The 18,512-nt window shown below is 68.5% G+C and carries 16 protein-coding genes and 2 pseudogenes; 7 read left to right on the top strand and 11 right to left on the bottom strand.

Annotated features, from left to right (window positions below; all coding sequences use genetic code 11):
- Positions 1 to 473: 473 nt before the first annotated feature.
- The 7 genes from OHO83_RS08020 to OHO83_RS08050 all read right to left on the bottom strand — a co-directional run bounded on the left by OHO83_RS08020 (position 474) and on the right by OHO83_RS08050 (position 8,160).
- Positions 474 to 1,424 (bottom strand): SDR family NAD(P)-dependent oxidoreductase, encoded by a 951-nt coding sequence (locus tag OHO83_RS08020; protein ID WP_330278980.1) that lies wholly within the window; start codon positions 1,422 to 1,424, stop codon positions 474 to 476.
- A gap of 335 nt (positions 1,425 to 1,759) precedes the next feature.
- Complete coding sequence (locus OHO83_RS08025) at positions 1,760 to 3,859, bottom strand: PTS fructose transporter subunit IIABC (protein ID WP_330278981.1); 2,100 nt, start codon at positions 3,857 to 3,859, stop codon at positions 1,760 to 1,762.
- A gap of 178 nt (positions 3,860 to 4,037) precedes the next feature.
- A complete protein-coding gene (gene pfkB / locus OHO83_RS08030; protein ID WP_329437659.1) occupies positions 4,038 to 4,985 on the bottom strand; it encodes a 1-phosphofructokinase in 948 nt (315 codons plus the stop codon).
- A gap of 92 nt (positions 4,986 to 5,077) precedes the next feature.
- Entirely contained in the window at positions 5,078 to 5,839 is a 762-nt protein-coding gene (locus OHO83_RS08035; protein ID WP_329432687.1) for a DeoR/GlpR family DNA-binding transcription regulator, read from the bottom strand.
- Positions 5,840 to 6,139: 300 nt separating this feature from the next.
- Positions 6,140 to 6,319: an SDR family oxidoreductase gene (locus tag OHO83_RS08040; RefSeq protein ID WP_266677428.1), complete on the bottom strand. Its 180-nt coding sequence runs from the start codon at positions 6,317 to 6,319 to the stop codon at positions 6,140 to 6,142.
- 589 nt (positions 6,320 to 6,908) lie between these two features.
- Entirely contained in the window at positions 6,909 to 7,268 is a 360-nt protein-coding gene (locus OHO83_RS08045) for an STAS domain-containing protein (protein WP_330278982.1), read from the bottom strand.
- Positions 7,269 to 7,401: 133 nt separating this feature from the next.
- Positions 7,402 to 8,160 carry an IclR family transcriptional regulator gene (locus OHO83_RS08050; RefSeq protein ID WP_330278983.1) on the bottom strand — a complete coding sequence of 253 codons (759 nt, stop codon included), beginning with the start codon at positions 8,158 to 8,160 and terminating at the stop codon, positions 7,402 to 7,404.
- A gap of 372 nt (positions 8,161 to 8,532) precedes the next feature.
- Here OHO83_RS08050 and OHO83_RS08055 point away from each other — a divergent pair, with 372 nt between their 5' ends.
- Both OHO83_RS08055 and OHO83_RS08060 read left to right on the top strand, forming a co-directional pair.
- Entirely contained in the window at positions 8,533 to 11,259 is a 2,727-nt protein-coding gene (locus OHO83_RS08055) for a SpoIIE family protein phosphatase (protein WP_330278984.1), read from the top strand.
- Positions 11,260 to 11,503: 244 nt separating this feature from the next.
- Positions 11,504 to 11,842: a hypothetical protein gene (locus OHO83_RS08060; protein ID WP_330280840.1), complete on the top strand. Its 339-nt coding sequence runs from the start codon at positions 11,504 to 11,506 to the stop codon at positions 11,840 to 11,842.
- Here the strand turns inward: OHO83_RS08060 and OHO83_RS08065 are convergent.
- The 3 genes and pseudogenes from OHO83_RS08065 to OHO83_RS08075 form a co-directional block, all read right to left on the bottom strand.
- Positions 11,841 to 12,073 (bottom strand): annotated as a pseudogene (locus OHO83_RS08065) (IS630 family transposase); the annotation flags it as partial. The gene OHO83_RS08060 and the pseudogene OHO83_RS08065 sit on opposite strands and share 2 nt — an antisense overlap.
- A gap of 10 nt (positions 12,074 to 12,083) precedes the next feature.
- Positions 12,084 to 12,869 carry a hypothetical protein gene (locus OHO83_RS08070; protein ID WP_266677417.1) on the bottom strand — a complete coding sequence of 262 codons (786 nt, stop codon included), beginning with the start codon at positions 12,867 to 12,869 and terminating at the stop codon, positions 12,084 to 12,086.
- Positions 12,870 to 12,937: 68 nt separating this feature from the next.
- Positions 12,938 to 13,675, bottom strand: coding sequence for a hypothetical protein (locus OHO83_RS08075; RefSeq protein WP_266677416.1), 738 nt, complete (start codon positions 13,673 to 13,675; stop codon positions 12,938 to 12,940).
- A 205-nt stretch (positions 13,676 to 13,880) separates the two neighbouring features.
- Here OHO83_RS08075 and OHO83_RS08080 point away from each other — a divergent pair, with 205 nt between their 5' ends.
- Both OHO83_RS08080 and OHO83_RS08085 read left to right on the top strand, forming a co-directional pair.
- Positions 13,881 to 14,306 carry a hypothetical protein gene (locus OHO83_RS08080; protein ID WP_266677415.1) on the top strand — a complete coding sequence of 142 codons (426 nt, stop codon included), beginning with the start codon at positions 13,881 to 13,883 and terminating at the stop codon, positions 14,304 to 14,306.
- Between the two features lie 683 nt (positions 14,307 to 14,989).
- Positions 14,990 to 15,787: an HAD family hydrolase gene (locus tag OHO83_RS08085; RefSeq protein ID WP_330278985.1), complete on the top strand. Its 798-nt coding sequence runs from the start codon at positions 14,990 to 14,992 to the stop codon at positions 15,785 to 15,787.
- 11 nt (positions 15,788 to 15,798) lie between these two features.
- Here the strand turns inward: OHO83_RS08085 and OHO83_RS08090 are convergent, their stop codons facing one another.
- Positions 15,799 to 15,972, bottom strand: a complete 174-nt coding sequence (locus OHO83_RS08090; RefSeq protein WP_330278986.1) for a hypothetical protein — start codon at positions 15,970 to 15,972, stop codon at positions 15,799 to 15,801.
- Between the two features lie 299 nt (positions 15,973 to 16,271).
- On the opposite strand from OHO83_RS08090, the gene OHO83_RS08095 reads away from it, so the two are divergent.
- The 3 genes and pseudogenes from OHO83_RS08095 to tnpA form a co-directional block, all read left to right on the top strand.
- Complete coding sequence (locus OHO83_RS08095; RefSeq protein ID WP_330278987.1) at positions 16,272 to 16,856, top strand: DinB family protein; 585 nt, start codon at positions 16,272 to 16,274, stop codon at positions 16,854 to 16,856.
- A gap of 395 nt (positions 16,857 to 17,251) precedes the next feature.
- Positions 17,252 to 17,815: a dihydrofolate reductase family protein gene (locus tag OHO83_RS08100; protein WP_266677409.1), complete on the top strand. Its 564-nt coding sequence runs from the start codon at positions 17,252 to 17,254 to the stop codon at positions 17,813 to 17,815.
- A 249-nt stretch (positions 17,816 to 18,064) separates the two neighbouring features.
- Positions 18,065 to 18,337: pseudogene (tnpA, locus tag OHO83_RS08105) on the top strand (IS200/IS605 family transposase); the annotation flags it as partial.
- Between the last annotated feature and the right edge of the window lie 175 nt (positions 18,338 to 18,512).

Consider the following 18,512-nt stretch of genomic DNA (forward strand, 5'->3'; position numbering starts at 1 on the left):
CACCACCGTCGCAGGCAGGTTCATCATCCCGGTGACCCAAGGGTCACCCCCTGACTCGCCGCTCTTCCTGCTCGGGGCCGTTACCTCAAGCCCCGGCTGTCGGCGCACCTTTCGGCTGGCCGGACGCGACCGTCGTGGGCGGTGACGCCGTCGACGTCGTCGCCCGGCTCAAGGAACCAGGTAGCGGATCGCGTTCAGCATCTGCCGGTGACAGTACCCTTCCGACTGGCCGCCGCAGCCAGCCCGGCACCGGGAGCAGCGGCCGGGCCTGGGCCCACTCAGCGGAACACCGTCGAGCGCCTGATCAACAAGGTGACGGCCTGGCGGGGCATCGCGACTCGATACGACAAGACGCCCGAGAGCTACCGGGCCGATCTCCGTCTCCGTGTCTCGATGATCTGGATCAACGGCCTCCTGCAGGCAACTGGTTGTGATTGAGCGCCCGGTTGGCCGGGGTGGGTACGGCTGAGCGCCTACCGGAAGCCGAGGTGCGGGTCGGTGCCGGCCAGCTCATCGCTGGCGGCCCACAGGCGAGCAGCGATAGCTGGATCGGCCATGTGAGCGGGGACGGGCTCACGCCGTGGTGTGCCACGCAGGCCGAAGGCCCTTGGCCCCCACAGCTGTCCTCCCTGCACTTCCGGGTCGAGGACGGCACGGACGACGGGCCATGCTCCGGCGTCCTTGCCCTGCACCAGGAGCCTGGCGGGCAAGGCGCGCAGCCGCTCGCTGGGGGTGGTCACGCGTACCGGCGGGCGGGACGGGGTGAGGGAGTCCAGTGCGCCGCCGGGGTGGGCCACCACGCTGAGCACCGTGCTGCCGACGGCGCGCAGGCGGCGATCGAGTTCGAAGCCGAAGCACATCTGCGCCAGCTTCGATCGGCCGTAGGTGCGATTCGGCCGGTAGTCCTGGGTCGACTGCAGATCGCCCAGGTCCAGTCGCTCGGACCGCGCCGCGAAGCTTCCCACCGTCACGATGCGGCCTGCCGATGCCGCGGACAGCAGGGGGGCCAGCTGCTGGGTGAGCGCGAAGTGGCCGAGGTGGTTGGTGGCGAACATCAACTCGTGGCCGTCCTCGGTCTCTCGACGCGGCGGGTCGTCGAGCGCGACCCCGGCGTTGTAGACCACCGCGTCGAGATGACCGAGGTCCAGCCTGTCCACGGCGGCCTTCAGGGACGACAGGTCGGCGAGGTCGAGTTGAAGGTGCCGTAAGTGTGCGCCGGAGACGCGTGAGCGGATCGAGGCCATGGCGGCGTCGGCCTTCGTGGCGTCCCGGCTGCCGAGTACGACGACGGCACCGGTGGCGGCGAGCTGCTCCGCGACGAAGTAGCCGATCCCGGCGTTACCCCCCGTGACCAGGAAGGCCCTGCCCTCGGCAGACGGCAGGCGGTGTACGTCCCAGGGCCCGCTCTGGGATGCGGAAGACACGGCGACAGGCTCCTTGCGCTCGGGGGCAGTGTGCTCATGAGGAGCACCAACCCGCTCAAGCTCGCACCCTCCGCTGACATACCGCCGACAGATCACGGTTCACCGCCGACAGGCTTCCGACACTCCGTGGCCGTCATGGCCACGCACAGCACGGCGACGCTCCGCGACACACCCCGTGGATGCGATTCCTCCCGGGCGTGACGACCCCGGATTCCTCGTCAGTACACCCACTGAAAGATCGACACGTGCTCAGGCATGGCCCCCGTCAACACCACGGTCCGGGAGTTGGGTCCCGGACCGTGACGTGTCTCGCATGAGCGGACGGTTCCGAACTGTCAGGCGGCCACCGATATCTTCGGCTCCTGCTCCTTCTGCGCCGTCGCGTCGCCCGCTCCGTCCGCCCCGCCCTCGGGCGCGGACTTCCGCATGCCCTTCAGGATCACGACCAAGGCCGTCGACACGCAGACGCCGGCGGCGATCGCGATGAGGTAGAGGAACGGGTTGCCGATCAGCGGGACCACGAAGATGCCGCCGTGCGGGGCGCGCAGGGTGCAGCCGAAGGCCATCGACAGGGCGCCGGTGACCGCGCCACCTGCCATGGAGGCGGGGATGACGCGCAGCGGGTCCGCCGCAGCGAACGGGATCGCGCCCTCCGTGATGAACGAGGCGCCGAGCACCCAGGCCGCCTTGCCGTTCTCACGCTCGGTCTTGGTGAAGAGCCGGCCGCGCACGGTTGTCGCGAGGGCCATGGCCAGCGGCGGGACCATGCCGGCGGCCATCACCGCGGCCATGACCTTGAGCGAGCCTTCGGTGGGATTCGCGAGGCCGCCGACCGCGAAGGCGTACGCGACCTTGTTCAGCGGGCCGCCCAGGTCGAAGCACATCATCAGGCCGAGGATGACGCCGAGGATGATCGCGTTGGCGCCGGACAGGGAGTTGAGCCAGTCCGTCAGGGCGCGCTGGAGGGAGGCGATGGGCTTGCCGATGACGAGGAACATCAGGAAGCCGACCACCGCGGAGGAGATCAGCGGGATGACGACCACCGGCATGATCCCGCGCAGTACGGGTGGCACGTTCACCTTCTGGATCGCCATCACGACGCCGCCCGCGATGAGACCGGCGGCGAGGCCGCCGAGGAAGCCGGCGTTGATGGTGAGCGCGATCGAGCCGCCGACGAACCCGGGCACGAGGCCTGGCCGGTCGGCCATCCCGTACGCGATGAAGCCCGCGAGGACCGGGACGAGGAACGCGAAGGCGACGGAGCCGACCTGGAAGAGCAGCGCGGCCCAGCTGTCGGTCTGGGTCCACACGAAGTGCTCGGCGACGGACGGCGCCTTGTTGATGGTGTAGCCGCCGATCGCGAAGCCGAGGGCGATGAGGAGTCCGCCGGCCGCGACGAAGGGGACCATGTAACTGACGCCGCTCATCAGCCACTTGCGCAGCTTGGTGCCGTAGCTGTCGCCGGTGTCACCGGCCCGGTCCACGGGGGTGGCGGGCGCGGTGCCCGAGGTCGTCTCGCCGCGGGCGGCCTTCTCGCGTACTTCGCCGATGAGGGCGGCCGGCCGGTTGATGCCGGCCTTCACGCCGACGTCGACGGTGGGCTTGCCGGCGAAGCGGTCCTTCTCCCGTACGGGCACGTCGTGCGCGAAGATCACGCCGTCCGCTGCGGCGATCACGTCGGGGGCGAGACGGGTGAACCCGGCTGAGCCCTGCGTCTCGACCACCACCTCCACGTCCCCCGCGTCCCGGCCGGCCTTCTCCAGGGACTCGGCCGCCATGTAGGTGTGGGCGATACCGGTGGGGCAGGAGGTGACGGCCACGATCTTGAACTTCGCGGCGGGGGCCGCGGGAGCGGTCTCGGGCTCGGGCGTGGACGCCGACTCAGGCGTCGGCTCGGGCGTGGGCTCCGGCTCGGGAGTGGGCGCGGGCGTGGGCTCCGACTCAGGCGTGGACTCCGACTCGGGAGTGGGCGCGGGCTCGGGAGTCGGCTCGGGTTCGTCCCCGCGGATCAGCGCCGCCGTGGCCCCCGCGTCGGTCGCCGTGCGCAGCGCCGCCTTGAAGTCCTCGTCCATCAACTGCCGTGCCAGCGACGACAGGATGGTGAGGTGGGCGTCGTCCGCTCCGGCGGGTGCGGCGATGAGGAAGATCAGGTCGGCCGGGCCGTCCGGCGCTCCGAAGTCGATCCCGTCGGTGCTGCGGCCGAAGGCGAGGGTCGGCTCGGTGACGTGCCCGCTGCGGCAGTGCGGGATGCCGATGCCGCCGTCGAGGCCGGTCGGCATCTGCGCCTCGCGGGCCGCGACGTCGGCCAGGAAGCCGTCGAGGTCGGTCACCCGGCCGCGGGCGACCATGCGTTCGGCGAGGGCGCGGGCCGCCGCCTCTTTGGTGTCGGCGGACAGGTCGAGATCGACCAGGTCCGCGGTGATCATCTCGCTCATCGCGGGCTCCTTCGCACGCGTATCGCCTTGGCGGCGGGGGTGGGGACGGGGGTTTCGCCGCGGGGACGGCGGCTCCGGGAGGGAGCGTGGGGGGTGATCGGGCCGGAAGCGACCCGATGGGGAGTGATCGGGCCGGAGACGACGGGTTGGTGCGTATTCGGGGGCGGGGCGCAGGCCGTCACGGCGCGGGCTCCTTCAGTGCGCGGTCCAGCGGAACGTCCGAGGTGAGGGTCACCGCGTCCGGGTTCAGGTCGGCCGGGGTCGGCATCGCGCTGCCCGGGAGCTGGACCGCCGCGGCGCCGTGGGCGACGGCCGAGGCCAGCGCCCGCGGACCGGTGCCGCCCGCGATGAGGAAACCGGCCAGGGAGGAGTCGCCCGCGCCGACGTTGCTGCGGACGGTGTCGACCGGGGCGGTGGCGAACCAGGCGCCCGAGCCGTCCACGAGCAGCTGCCCGTCCGAGCCGAGGGAGGCGAGTACGGCGCGTGCGCCGAGGTCCCGCAGCTCCTCGGCCGCCTTGAGGGCGTCGCCGACGGTGGCGAGCGGACGGCCGACCGCCTCGGCGAGCTCCTCCGCGTTCGGCTTGACGACGTCGGGCCGTTCGCGCAGGGCGGCGAGGAGGGCCGGGCCCGAGGTGTCGAGGGCGATACGGGCGCCGGCCGCGTGGGCGCGGGCGACCAGTTCGGCGTACCAGGTCGGGGTGAGGCCGCGCGGGAGGCTGCCGCAGCAGGCGATCCAGTCGGCGCCCGCGGAGCGCTCGCCGACGACGGTGAGCAGTGACTCGGCTTCTTCCGGAGTGAGTTCGGGTCCCGGCGCGTTGATCTTCGTCAGGGTTCCGTCCGGCTCGGCGAGCGCGATGTTGGACCGGGTCTGTCCGGCTACGGGTACGGGGTCGACGCTGATCCCCTGGGCGTCGAGGAGTTCGGCGACCAGGGCGCCGGGCGCGCCGCCCAGCGGGAGGACGGCGAGTGTGGGGGCGCCGGCGGCGGCGACGGCCCGCGAGACGTTGACGCCCTTGCCGCCCGGGTCCATGCGCTCGCCGGTGGCGCGCAGAACCTCGCCCCGGTCGAGTGCGGGGACCTCATAGGTGCGGTCCAGAGAGGGGTTGGGGGTGACGGTGAGGATCATGCCGCGTGTGTCTTCCGTGGTGGCTTGCGTGGGGGTGCCGGAGCCGCTGCCGGTGCCCCGGTGTCTGGAGCCGGTTTCGGAGTCGGAGGAGCTCATGCGCGGACCACCTCCGTGCCGCCCTTCTCGATAGCGGCGGCGTCGGCGTCGCTGAGGCCGCTGTCGGTGATCAGCATGTCCGCGTCGCTCAGGTCGCCGAAGCGGGCGAAGTGCTCCTGCCCGTACTTGGCGGAGTCGGCGAGCAGCACGACCCGGCGGGCGGCGGAGACGGCCGCGCGCTTCACGGCGGCCTCGGCGAGGTCGGGGGTGGTCAGGCCGTGTTCGGCGGAGAACCCGTTGGCCGCGAGGAAGAGGACGTCGGCGCGGATCTCCCCGTACGCCCGCAGGGCCCAGGCGTCGACGGCGGCGCGGGTGCGGTGGCGGACGCGGCCTCCGACGAGGTGCAGCTGGATGCCGGGGTGGTCGGCGAGGCGGGCCGCGACGGGCAGGCCGTGAGTCACGACGGTGAGCGTCGAGTCCAGGGGCAGGGCCGCGGCGAGGCGGGCGATGGTGGTGCCGGCGTCGAGGATCACGGTGCCGTCCTCGGGGAGTTCGGCGAGTGCGAGCCGGGCGATGCGGTCCTTCTCGTCGGCCGCAGTGCCCTCGCGCTCGGCGACGTCGGGCTCGAAGTCGAGCCGCCCGGCCGGTATGGCTCCGCCGTGCACACGCCGTACGAGACCAGCTCTGTCCAGGGTCTTCAGGTCACGGCGGATGGTCTCCGCGGTGACCTGGAACTCCTCGGCGAGTGACAGTACGTCCACGCGGCCGCCGTCACGTGCGAGACGGAGGATCTCCTGCTGCCGCTCCGGTGCGTACATGTCCGTCTGCCTCCGACGTCTCGCCCGGATGTGCCCGAGTCTGTGGTTTCAATCTGAGACTACGACTGAATTTCCAGAAAGTAAACAGACTCGGGCATGACACAGACACAAACAGACTTTGATGGCGAGCGCGACCGGCAGTACTCCGCGGCCCGACAGGCGATTCCGCGCGAGGAACTACGGCGAAGGGCCCGGTCTCCTCACGGGGAACCGGACCTCTTCGGGGTACCCGCCGCGCGCATGGCGCCCACCGCGCCGACCGCACCCGCGACGCCTGGCACCTTCGGCGCCTGCGGCCCACTACCGTCCCATCACGCACTTGCCCGTCGGGCCCGTGGTCCAGCCGCCGTCCACGCCGAGCTCGGCGCTGGTGACGTACAAGGAGTCGTCCGAGAGCAGGAACACGGCCGCCTTGGCGATCTCGTCCGCCTCACCGACGCGACCCATCGGTTCGATCTGCCGCCAGGCTGACTCAAGCACCCCGGGGGCGTCCTGACGGACGCGAGCAGGCACCGCGACGACGATGACCGGCAGTTCCTCGCTGCGGAAGCGGGACCGGTCGGCTCCTTCAGTTCTCCGAAAGGATGCGCGCAGCGATCTCCCGGGCGAACCAGTCAGCCTCCTCGCTCTGTTCGTCGAGATCCTCGCTGGCGATCAGCCGTAGCAGCCGGGTCAGGTCATTGGTCTCGTCGAGCGTGAGTGAGCATCGCCAGACGGCGCGCCGTGCTGTCCTGCGTGGGGATCATGCTGGTGGCCTCCGAAGTCATGCCTTGGGTAGCGACCACCTGCAACAGGTGCATCCGGGAGAGCTGCCCGGGCACCCGTACGGCCGTACCCGTCTCCCTGTACATGCTGAGCCGTACCTATCGGGACGACGAACGAGGGCTTGGCGTCAGTTCCGCCATGGGCGAGCTGGGACGAGTGGTCACCGACCGAAGGATGACCGTCCCAGCGCGTTCCGTGCGCCGGCTGCCGCGAGCACCGGAGCCGGCCAGCTCCGCAACGGACCCGTCCGCCACCTGCGTCGATGCGATCCATACCCAACCCGTCGAGGGCATCGAGGCATCGATCAGGAGTGGCTGGTAGCGCTCCGTACAGGCCAGGAGCTTGCCCCTGAGGGTTGCGCAACGGCCTGCTCGACCGAGTCATGGAACGAGTAGACGTGACGCAGACCGCCGAGAACGAAGACTTGCAGGAGCCACTTGTCGGAGCAGGCAATCCGCAGCGACCCCTGACGGGCCTTGATGTGTTTGGTGATCGCGACGATCATGCCGAGCCCCATGGAGTCCAGGAAGCGGGTACTGCACAGATCGAGAACGAAGTGACGGTGGCCCTCGGCGAGGCTGCGGATCACTGCGGCTTGCACGAGAGGAGCGAAGGCGATGTCGATCTCGTCGTTGGCCTCGACGACCGTCCAGCCGTTCGCCACGCGACAATCGACTGACTCATGCGGCCCTGCGACGCCCTGGTCACACACGTCCCTGCTCCTCTGCACCCTTGTCCGATTTGTCCGTCTTATCCATAAGACCGGTCATGGCCACACAGCCACAAGGTCCCGGTTTTCAGATGGTGAGCGAGAGTCCGCGGGTCACCCGCTCCGCTGTGGCGACCAGCGTCGCCACGGCATCTTCGAGACGGTCGGCGCGGCTGGCGCGCAGGGAGATGCCCAGCGCGCCGAGGGTGTCGCCTTGGCGGATGGGCACGGCGACGCACGAGGTACCCAGGGAGTACTCCTCGATGTCGGTGACGGCAGGCCCCTGGGGCGCGGCATCGAGACGCCGCAGCAGTTCGGCACGGTGAGTGATGGTGCGAGGGGTGAGGTCATTCAGCGTGTGGCGGGAGAGGTAGTCGGCGCGGGCATCGCCGCCCAGCTCACGCAGAACGCACTTGCCGAGCGCCGTGGCGTGCCCTGCGTCTTCGAAGCCGACCCACAGATCGACACGGGGCGCCTTCGGCCCGTCCACGATCTCCGCGACCCGGATCTCGCCGTCCTCGTAGAGGGTCAGATAGGCCGCAGCCGACAGGCCGTCCCGCAGCTCCGTGAGCGTCGGACGGACCCTGCTGAGCGCCGCCTGCTCGCGGCTCCCCCCATGCAGCGCGCCCAGCCTCTCCCCCAGGACGAACGTGCCGTCGTCGAGTTTGCGCAGGTAGCCGTCATGCACCATCGTGCGCAGCAAGTGGTAGGTGGTGGCTAGAGCCAGCCCGGTCTCGCGCGCCAGCTGCTTGGCCGGTACGCCGCCTTCGTGCGCGCCCACCGCTTCCATCAAACGGAAGGCTCGCTGCACCGACGTAATGAGCGTGGGCCCCTCCGTAGCACCCATGCCTCCACATTGCTCCATATAGACAAGTCGGGGCAAGTCCGGCAGGCAGGATGTGACCCGCCTCGGAGGCCTGGACAGCACAGGGCGTCACGAACGTCAGCGGACACAGCCCACCGTTCACGATCAGGAATTTCGCGTGGGGTAGGTCGTACATGCGATGCCGGCGCCCCCTTCGAGGGCAACCGACGACGAACGCCGGGTAGTACGGAGTACGCGCCGGGCCCGCCTCCACCACCGCGCTGCCACACGTCACTCCCTGGCACCGCCCTGTGACCATGCGCATGCGATCACCCCAGGACCGAAGGGGAAGCGCAAAATTGATGTATGTGCGGATGTCGAATCCGACCCAGCTCTCCCCCCGACGCCCGGTTCATGAGCGATGGCGCCAGCAGCCGGCGGAAGAGGCCGTCTTCGGTCCTGAGCGTCCGTAGCGTCGTCGGCCAGATGTTCGTACTGCAAATAGCGGTCGTGGTACTCCTCGCCGTCGGGGCCGTCCTGATGCTCGCGCTGACGACCCAGAGCCTGAGCACCCGTGCGGCCGACAATCAATCACTCGCTGTCGCACAGGGCTTTGCCAGCTCCCCAGGGCTCGCGAGGATCGTGAAGTCACCCCACCCCACGGCAGCACTGCAGCCGCGGATCGACGAGGCACGGAAGGGCTCCGGCGTCGACTTCCTGGGCGTTTTGAACCGGGACGGAATCTACTACGCCCTTTCCTCCCGCGCGGGTCGCCCCGGCACCCACACCGCCACGGACATGACTCCTTTGCTGGCCGGCCGAACCATACGGGAGAAGGGAGTTGGCTCACTTGGCCCTCAGATCCGGGCCTATGTCCCCATCAAGGAACCGAATGGGGCGGTAGTCGGCGCAGTCGGAGCCGGGATCACGGTTGAACACGTCAGCGCCGTGGTCACAGCGCAGTTGCCGGCCATCCTGGGAACTGCGGCCGGCGCGGTGGTCATCACCACGGGCGGAGCGGCGGTGCTCAGTCGACGGTTGCTGCGCCAGACCCGCGGCCTCGGCCCGGCCGAGATCACGCGCATGTACGAGCACAACGACGCGGTACTGCACTCGGTGCGCGAGGGTGTGCTGATCATCGGTGGCGACGGGCAGCTGCTGCTGGCCAACGACGAGGCACGGCGACTGCTCGACCTGCCCACGGACGCGGAGCGCCGCCATGTCACGACTCTCGGCCTGGAGCCACCCCTGGCCGAATTGTTGATCTCCGGGCGAAGGGCGACCGATGAGGTGCATCTGGCGGGCGACCGCCTGCTGGCGGTGAACGTGCGGCCGACCGCCCCCTACGGAGGCGGCGCCGGGAGCGCGGTAACACTGCGGGACACCACCGAGCTGCGGGCGCTCGCAGGCCGCGCGGAGGCGGCCCGGGAGCGTTTGCAACTCCTCTACGACGCGGGGGTGCGGATCGGCACCACACTCGATGTGGCGCGCACCGCGCAGGAGCTCGCCGAGGTCGCGGTCCCGCGCTTCGCCGACGTCGTCACCGTCGACCTGCTGGAGCCTGTTCTGCGGGGCGATGAGCCCTCCGAGGGGAGCACCGCAATGCGGCGCGCAGCCGTCAGCGGCGTCCGGCAGAACTCGCCCTTCCCCCCGGTGGGTGAACTCGTCACCCTCGCGCCCGGCACTCCGACAGCATCGGACGTGGCGAGCGGACAGGCGGTCCTCGAGGCCGACTTGCGCACGGCCGAGCATTGGCAGGCCCAGCATCCCGAGCGGGCCCAGCAGATCCTGGACTACGGCGTCCACTCGCTGATCACCGTGCCGCTGCGGGCCCGCGGCGTGGTGCTCGGGCTGGCCGACTTCTGGCGCGCCGAGACCCCCGAGGCCTTCGGGGAGGAGGATCGCTCCTTCGCCGAGGAACTGGCCGCCCGGGCGGCGGTGGCCATCGACAACGCCCGTCGCTACACCCACGAGCGCACCATGGCCGTCGCCCTGCAGCGCAGCCTGCTGCCGCAGGGACTGCCAAAGGTCAGCGCCCTGGAGCTCTCCCACCGCTATCTGCCCTCGCAAGAAGGGGTGGGCGGGGATTGGTTCGACGTCATCCCGCTGCCCGGCGCCCGGGTGGCCCTGGTCGTCGGCGACGTCGTCGGTCACGGGGTGCACGCGGTGGCCACCATGGGCCGCCTGCGCACCGCCGTGCACAACTTCTCCGCCCTGGACATCGCCCCTGACGAACTGCTGGCCCACCTGGACGAGCTGGTCGCCCGCATCGACGCCGACGAGGCCGCCGAGGAGGACGGGCAGCAGATCACCGGCGCCACCTGCCTGTACGCCATCTACGACCCGGTCTCGGGTGCGTGCACCATCGCGCGCGCCGGCCACCTCGGTCCCGCCCTGGTCCAGCCCGACGGCACTGTCGCCTTCCCCGACACCCCCGTCTCGCCACCCCTCGGCCTCGGTGGCACTCTCCCGTTCGAAACCGCCGCACTGCGGCTGCCCGAGGGCAGCCGGCTGGCCCTGTTCACCGACGGGCTCCTCGAGGACCGCAACCGCGATCTCGACACCAGCCTGGACCTCCTGCGGCAGGCCCTGTCCCACCCCGACCACACCCCGGAACAGACCTGCCAGGCAGTCATCGACGCCCTGCTGCCCGAACGCCCCCTCGACGACGTCGTCCTGCTCATCGCCCGCACGCGGCTGCTGAACTCCGACCAAGTCGCTGACTGGGACATCCCCTCCGACCCAGAGGCCGTCTCCCGCGTCCGCGCCGGCGTCACCCGTCAGCTGGAGACCTGGGGCCTGGACCATCTGGCCTTCACCGCCGAACTGATCGTCAGCGAGCTGGTCACCAACGCCATCCGGTACGGCGCCCAGCCCATAAGGCTGCGCCTGCTGTACGACAGCAGCAATCTGATCTGCGAGGTCGCCGACGACTCCAACACCTCGCCGCACCTGCGCCGGGCGAAGGCCACCGACGAGGGCGGCCGGGGACTGTTCCTGATCGCCCAGCTCGCTCGACGCTGGGGCACCCGGTACACCGCTCACGGCAAAATCATCTGGGCGGAGCAGGCCTTGCACGACGAAGCCGCAGAACCCGACACCGACCTGGCCGACGTCCTCCTTGGCCAGTGGGACGAATGAGCAGGGCCGGTCACACAGATGGCAGCGGTCGCCTCGACAAGCACCCATCGCAGGAGCAGCCTCGCCCAAATCCTGCTTCGTGGCGGTCTGGCTCCGCACGTCGAAGAGGCGGCCCCGCCCCCAGTGGAATCCGAAGAAAGACACCGCCCACCCGTCACCCGACAGCGGAAGCCCACTCACCCCGGCTCGCGATCGACGGTTCCCGTTTGCCCGCTGTCGTTGAAGTGCGATCCCAACGAACCGCGTGTACGGCCTGGCCGCGACGGACAACCTGCTGTCCGCAGCGGGACTGGACGCCGGAGTTACCGCACCCGCCAACCACGGCCTGCAGATCCACAAGGGCAGCGCCAACTCGCTCGATGCCCTGCGCAAGGAATGGATCCACGCCGTCGACGCGGAAGTGACAGCCATCCGCGACCAGTTCACCCTGGCAATCGACGTCCAGCCGACCGAGGTCACCGATCAGCTGACCGACCATCTTGCCCAGGACGGGGAGCAGCTCGGGGAGTCAGAGCGCTCCCATCCGCGAGCGCATCGCCCAACCGGAGAACCAGACGCGCCAAGAGACCATCGCCCAGCTTGAGGGAGTCGAAGCCGTCGGTGTCGAAGTTGTGGATCACGTCGCGGACCGGTCGGGGCTGGTGAATGTCACCCCGGCGATCTTTGCCACGAACATGCCCTGCGCGGACAGCAGCACCATCTGTGCCCGCCGCCAGGTCACCACCGAACCGGTGCCTCTACGAATGATCCGCAGCAGGCGCTGCCCCTCGTTGCCATCGATCTCGCGAACGCGTACCCGCTCTGCCGTCCGCACATGATCAAGTTCAATGCGCGGATGGCAGAACGGGTATCCGGGGCGGCGCGTAGTGGCGCAAGTAGTCACACGCCTGAGGCTCGAGTCCGGACAGGTCATTGCCGTTGAGGGCGTGCCAGAGGCGGTTCTCGATCCAGAACCGATGGGCAAACTCCTCGAACGAAGGTGCACACCAGAGGATTGCGGCTCTTTGCTCCTCCGGGTCGTCGAGATCGATCTCCGTCGCTTCCCCGTCGCGCCGTGCCTCGTACTCGCATTCGTAGTCGAGATAGGAGTGCACCACGAACACCTCACCCGAAGGACGGAGGTAGAGGTACCAGATGACGCAATCCTGTTGATCCCGCAGGAATCGCACGAGGAAGGCACCAGGCTCGACCGGACTGGGCAAGGGCTCTGAGATATCGGTCCAGCAGCAGGTCACCGAGACCTCATCCAGTGAGTAGTGCAGCTTCGAGTCCGCCTGGAAGGTGACGAAGTCCCGAGGCAGCGTCAAGCCCTTGGCCGCAAGGTTCTCTACCAAGCGATCGAGTGCCGTGATCTGTTCGGGAACAGGTTCGCCGGTACCACCGAGCCATTGAAAAGCGCCCGTGAACTCGGTGGAGTCGAGAGGTGGCAGGCTCTCGCAGGGGTAGTACTCATAGGTGTAGCGGCAGGGTCGGTATTCGCCGAGGTCGGTGGCACACCACGCAGAGTCGAAGCCGGTCGAGGACAATTCAGACCCTGATCGTTCGCCAGGCATCGGCCCCCCATTGATCGCCATGAGCGGAGTTGCTGGCGCCAGCATCGCACTGCCCACTGACACTCCCTGCGACGGGTGGACCAGCTCGCTCTCCCCGGTGAGGGCGAACGATGCCTGATGTGGCACTAGTAGTTGCCGGACATGCCCTTCTTCAACGCGGCGAGCTCAGGCCCGGTCTCCATCGCAGGAGCCTTCCACTGGAAGGACTGGCCAGCGCCGTCGACATAGACGAGCGTCCCGCCCTGCTGCTCCTTGCTGATGTCGAACGCAATCGTGCGCCACGCCCACGAACCAGCCTGTACCTTGCCGCCACCGGTGAAGCCCTGCGGAGTGATGTTGGACGCTTCGTTCTCGCCCTCGTCCAGGGCCTGGCCGTCGGGAGCGATCCACTGCCAGCCGCCGCCACCAGCAGGCGCGGACTCCGCTGCTGCCGAATTGCCGACGGTTTTGTCCTTGACCGTGATGATGGCGAACAGTCCATTCACCGACGTGCTTCCCATCGCCTTCGACTGGTAGGTGATCGTCGTCGGCGTCACCTCGAGCGTGCCACCGCCCGTATCGAAGTCCTGATCGCCGGTGGTTTCGGCCGGCTTCCCCCAAGCCAGCTTGCCCGTGCCGGCCTTACCGTCCCCGCCGGTGCCGATGCCTTGCTCTGCGCCGGCAGTGTCACCTCCGGCGGGCTGCTCGTCAGAGCAGTGCGCCATCCAGTCGGCTTGGCTCAGGTTCTCGTCGGCGCAGTCGACCTTCTTCGTCGACGTCTTGTCAGCAGCCGGCTTGTCATCGGCCTGGTCGTCGCTGCCGCCACACGCGGTCAGAGCAGCCAGAAGCACCGCGGCGATGGCCGTAGCAGCACGAACGCGCATGAATTCCCCCACAGTTGAGCTATCCGGAACACAGTAGGGCACATGTGGGAGAAATGTGAATTCCGCGGTGCTCGCAGTACGGCGTCACGGCCGTCACCGGGGCGTGACGCGGGCGAAGTGCTGTCACCGGAGCCCCGTGGTCAGCGGTGATCTGTAGCCTCGGGCGAAGTGAGGCGACCGGCCTCCATCCGCACATGGAGCCAATATGACGCACCCTGACCCACAACAACCGTCCGACGCCGACCAGGACCCTGTCCTCATCGTCGAGCCGGTGCACGACTACTACCTCCACGTTCTCCTGAGGATGCTGGAGGCTGATGGCGACAACAGCATCAGCATGGCCTTCAACGTGAACGGCGGCCTCGTCTACGGGCAAATGATCAGCCGTGACTCCTGGGAGAAGCGCTGGATCGAGGAGGTCGGCGCCGCGAGCACCTTCGCAGGGCAGGTACTCAAGGAGGTCTCGCGGCTCAGAGGCGAGAGCGAGGACAGCGACAAGAAGAGCTTGCCGCGGTTCGTCCACTTGAAGGATGCCGTGTTCGTGAGCGGTAGCACTCGACAGTCTTTGGGGCTCTGGCGCGGACCGCTGGCCCAGATAGCCGGCTGGTCGAACACTACGCCCGCCGCGTGACCCCCTCCCCTTGAAGCCATCTGCGGCGCTGTCCGGCGCCGGGCCGCCGACCACTTGGCGACGCCCCCGCTTCCTGGCCAACCGGCAGGGAAGCGGGGGCGATTCGTCGAGAGAGCATCAGTGCGCAGCGCAGACGCAGAACGAACCTCTGCACATGGAGCAGCGTGGACGTCCGATGCAGCGGCACGACTGTCCGCAGTCGATGGGTTCGGTGTGATGCGCGACGGCCGCGGCGTCGCTCTCGTCGTACTCCCCGCGGCAGACGGCGCACGTCGTCATGGCGCGAATGTGCCGGAGAAGGGCGGCCGTGGTCGGTAGCGAACGTGTCCAGGTCACTCCGGGTGTGGCGGCGGTTTGACAGCGGCGGCGCTGGTCAAAGCGCGCCGTGAGGACGGTCCAATCGCGAGTGATCACTCGCGCGGTCGGACGTGGACGTCAAAGGTTTCCCACACTGCGGCCGTACTGCCCGCTCTGTGCCCCCGATTCCCCGTGAGTCCCCGCCCGTTCTGGCACGAGAGTGGCACAACCCGCGGGCCGCGACATATCTGCGCCTTTCTCTAGATCATGGACGACTCAGAGGCCTGTCGCGCAGCACTCAGAACGCGTGCGGCGGCCATGCTGAGCAGCGATGCTTCACCGTACGAACCGGCGTCGGAGATCCTGGGCCTCGCTACTGACCTTGATTGCGTGATGTCGATCTGAGCGGTCAGTGTCTCCCCTCCCCCGGCGCCGAACTACCGTGGCCGCGAACCGAGATCGACAGGATGATTTGCGTCCACAAGACTGGACGGATGATGAGAGGTTCTTTCGCATCCGGGGATGTTCAGGCCGTTCTTTTCGACTCGGGCGGCGTGCTGATGCGTCCGATCGGCGGCCGGTGGAACCCACGAGCGGACTTCGAGGAGACCGTCCTGGCTCACGACCCGTCGATCAGGCCTGACCGGTTCGCGGCCGCCATCGCTGCGGGAGATCAGTTCTTCGCGACCTTGTCCTCGACCCCTGACTACGACGATTACCACCGTGTAGTGCTGCGCAGCCTCGGGGTGGAACCCACCCCACAACTCTTGGCTGACCTGTGCCGCGAGGTCCCTCCCGCCAGCGTGCTGGAGACGTACGCGGAGGTCATCGAAACCCTGGAGGAACTGGACCGGCGTGGCGTGCGGATGGCCGTGGTCTCGGACGCCTGGCCCGACCTGCCCGACCTCCACGCCGGACTGAGCATCCACCACTTCTTCGAGGCATACACGATCTCCGCCGAAGTCGGCTGCAACAAGCCGGATCCGCGCATGTACCACCACGCCAGCACCGCGCTCGGCCTCGCACCCGCGCAATGCCTGTTCATCGACGATGATCCCAGCCTGGTCGCCGCAGCCATTGAACTCGGTTATGAGGGGCGCACGATCTGCCGGGACTCCTCGCCCCCGGCCCTTCCTGGCGTCCCCTCCATCGCTTCTCTGACGGAGCTGCTGAAACTCTTCTGACGAGGCACCGCTCACACGTCCAGGATCAGGTCAGTGTCGGCGAGCCAGCCGAGGATGGCCTCCGGTCGGTACTGCAGCATCTTGAGCTTGCGCTTCACAGCGCGAATGACCTGGGTGAGGTCGGCCGCGGCGAGTTTGCCGATGTCTAGCGCGAGATCGGCAAACTCGCCGCCGGCCTTGCCCAACCAAGCAGCCGTTCCGGGCCCGCGAACTCCACGGGCTCCTCGGCCTGCCCACCGACGAGGCCACCGTGCACGTCACCCGCTCCCGCCTCAGCGGGCTGGCCCGTCAAGGCGTCCTCGCCCAACCCGGATCACCAGCAACGGATGTAACGCCCTCTTAGATGTTGTCTCACGTGGCAAATTTCGCAAGCTTCTTGTAGCGAGTCAGGGCGGCGGCCATGGCCAGGCCCCGTCTCTGCCAGTCGTTGCGGACCACGTACGGATCTTGAGAGCACGAGCAGCCCATGGCAGGCTCATGCCGCATGATCGATGATTTCGCGAAAGGCAACCTGCACGGGAGACTGCGGCGGGACCGCAAGGCGCTGCTGTGGAAACTCGACGGCTTGTCCGAGTACGACGCCCGCCGACCTTTGACAGCGACCGGGACCAACCTCCTCGGCCTGGTCAAACACGTGGCCACCGTCGAGGCCAGGTACTTCGGCGAGGTCTTCGACCGCCCTTCCCCGGAACCGCTGCCCCGGTGGCAGGACTCCGACGGCAGCGACCTGTGGGCGACCGAGGACGAGACCCGCGACCAGATCATCGGGTTCTGCCGGCGCACGTGGGAACACTCGGACGCGACGATCAACGCGCTTCCCCTCGATGCCCCCGGCCACGTGCCGTGGTGGCCGGAGCCTTATCCCAACACGAACCTGTTCGCCATCATGGTCCACATCCTCAGCGAGTCCACCCGGCATACCGGGCACGCCGACATCCTGCGCGAAGGCCTCGACGGCCGGACCGGGTTGCGCGCCGAACACGAGAAGCCGATCGACGAGGAAGCCCGTGCAGCCCACTGCGCGAAGATCGAGCAGGCCGCCAGGTCGGCCGCACCGATCAAGACGTAGAGGCTGTCACGCGTGACGTGATGTTCCTGCGGCACGGTGCCAGTCGTGGGTGCTGATCTATCGAAGCATCTGGTTCGTGATGAACTCTGGGAGCCGACCGCCCCGTTGCTGCCGTCGTTCGCTGCTCGTCCGCAAGGTGGTGGGATCGCTCCGTGTGACGAGCGGGCCGTGCTCACGGCAGTGGTGTACGCGCTGACCAGCGGCTGTGCTGGCGGCATCTGCCGCCGACGTTCGTCACGTCGCCCGCCACCGCGCATCGCCGCTTCACGGTAGGGACCGAGGCCGGCCTGTGGCGTCTGCTGCACCGGGCGGTGCTGGACGAACTCGCACACCGATGAGTTTCCCGCGGCGCGCCGGTCTGCACGCGTGAGACCGATTCACGGAAGGCTGGCGCCATGCGGAAACTGATCTACGGCATGAACCTGAGCCTGGACGGCTACATCGCCGCGCCCGGCGACGACATCGGCTGGAGCGTGCCGAGCGACGAGCTGTTCCAGTTTTGGTCCGACCAGTTGCAGGCGACCGACCTGTCGCTGTACGGGGGCAAGTTGTGGCAGACGATGAGCTCCTACTGGCCGGACGCCGATCAGCAGGCCAACGCCGCCCCGGCGGAGATCGAGTTCGCGCGCCGCTGGCGGGATATGTCGAAGGTGGTGTTCTCCTCGACGATCGACAAGGTCGACTGGAACACCCGCCTGGTCACCGGTGACGCGGTCGCCGAGATCACCCGGCTCAAGGCCGAGGACGGCGGCCCGATGGACATCGGCGGCGCGACGCTCGCCGGGGCTGCCATGCGGGCCGGGCTGATTGACGAGTACGTGCTGGCCACCGCGCCGGTCCTGGTGGGCGGCGGCACGCCGTTCTTCAGCGCGCTGGACAGCTGGGTGAACCTGAACCTGGTGGAGACGCGGACGTTTCCCTGCGGCGTGATCCTGACCAGGTACGAGACGAGGCGCTGAGCGCCCGTCACGCGACTCGACCCCTGCCGGGCACGCGAACGTGAAGGACACCACCGGGTCGGGCAGCCGTCGATGCTGCTTGACATCCACCACCTCCGGGCGGTTCTCGGTGAGCAGTGAGTAGTCCGGGATGTGCTTGCGGACCTGGCCTTTGACCTCGACCTTCAATGGAAGCGGCTGGGCCACGACGCCATGCACCAAGGGATCGAAATCGGCGAACAACAGCCGCCCGAGCTCCAGACGCGACTCGACTTCGAGGCCGAACTCAAGCAGTTCAACGGCGAGCAGGACCATGTCCATCTGCTCGTGCACTATCCGCCCAAGGTCCAGCTCTCCAAACTGGTCAACTCCCTCAAGGGCGTCAGCTCCCGCAGGCTTCGCCAGGAATACGACAGCCACGTCCGCCGCTACCTGTGGGGTGGACACTTCTGGTCCGGCTCTTACTTCGCCGGATCCTGCGGCGGCGCACCGCTGACCGTCGTCAAGCAGTACATCGAAAACCAGCAGCGCCCCACCGGCTGAGGACAACACTGCGGACCCGTGCGAACGTGCGGGTCAGAGCAGCCCTGAGATGGCCTTCACCCCCGCCGTAAACGGCGGAGCACTGGCCAAGATCAAAGGTAGATCAAGGGATCCTGCGTAGTCGCCGTCCATTAGGTGCCGGGGTAGTGCTTCTGCCCCTCGCACCAGCGGAGCG

Origin of the sequence: Streptomyces sp. NBC_00569 (assembly GCF_036345255.1) — a bacterium.
Taxonomy (GTDB): Bacteria; Actinomycetota; Actinomycetes; order Streptomycetales; family Streptomycetaceae; genus Streptomyces.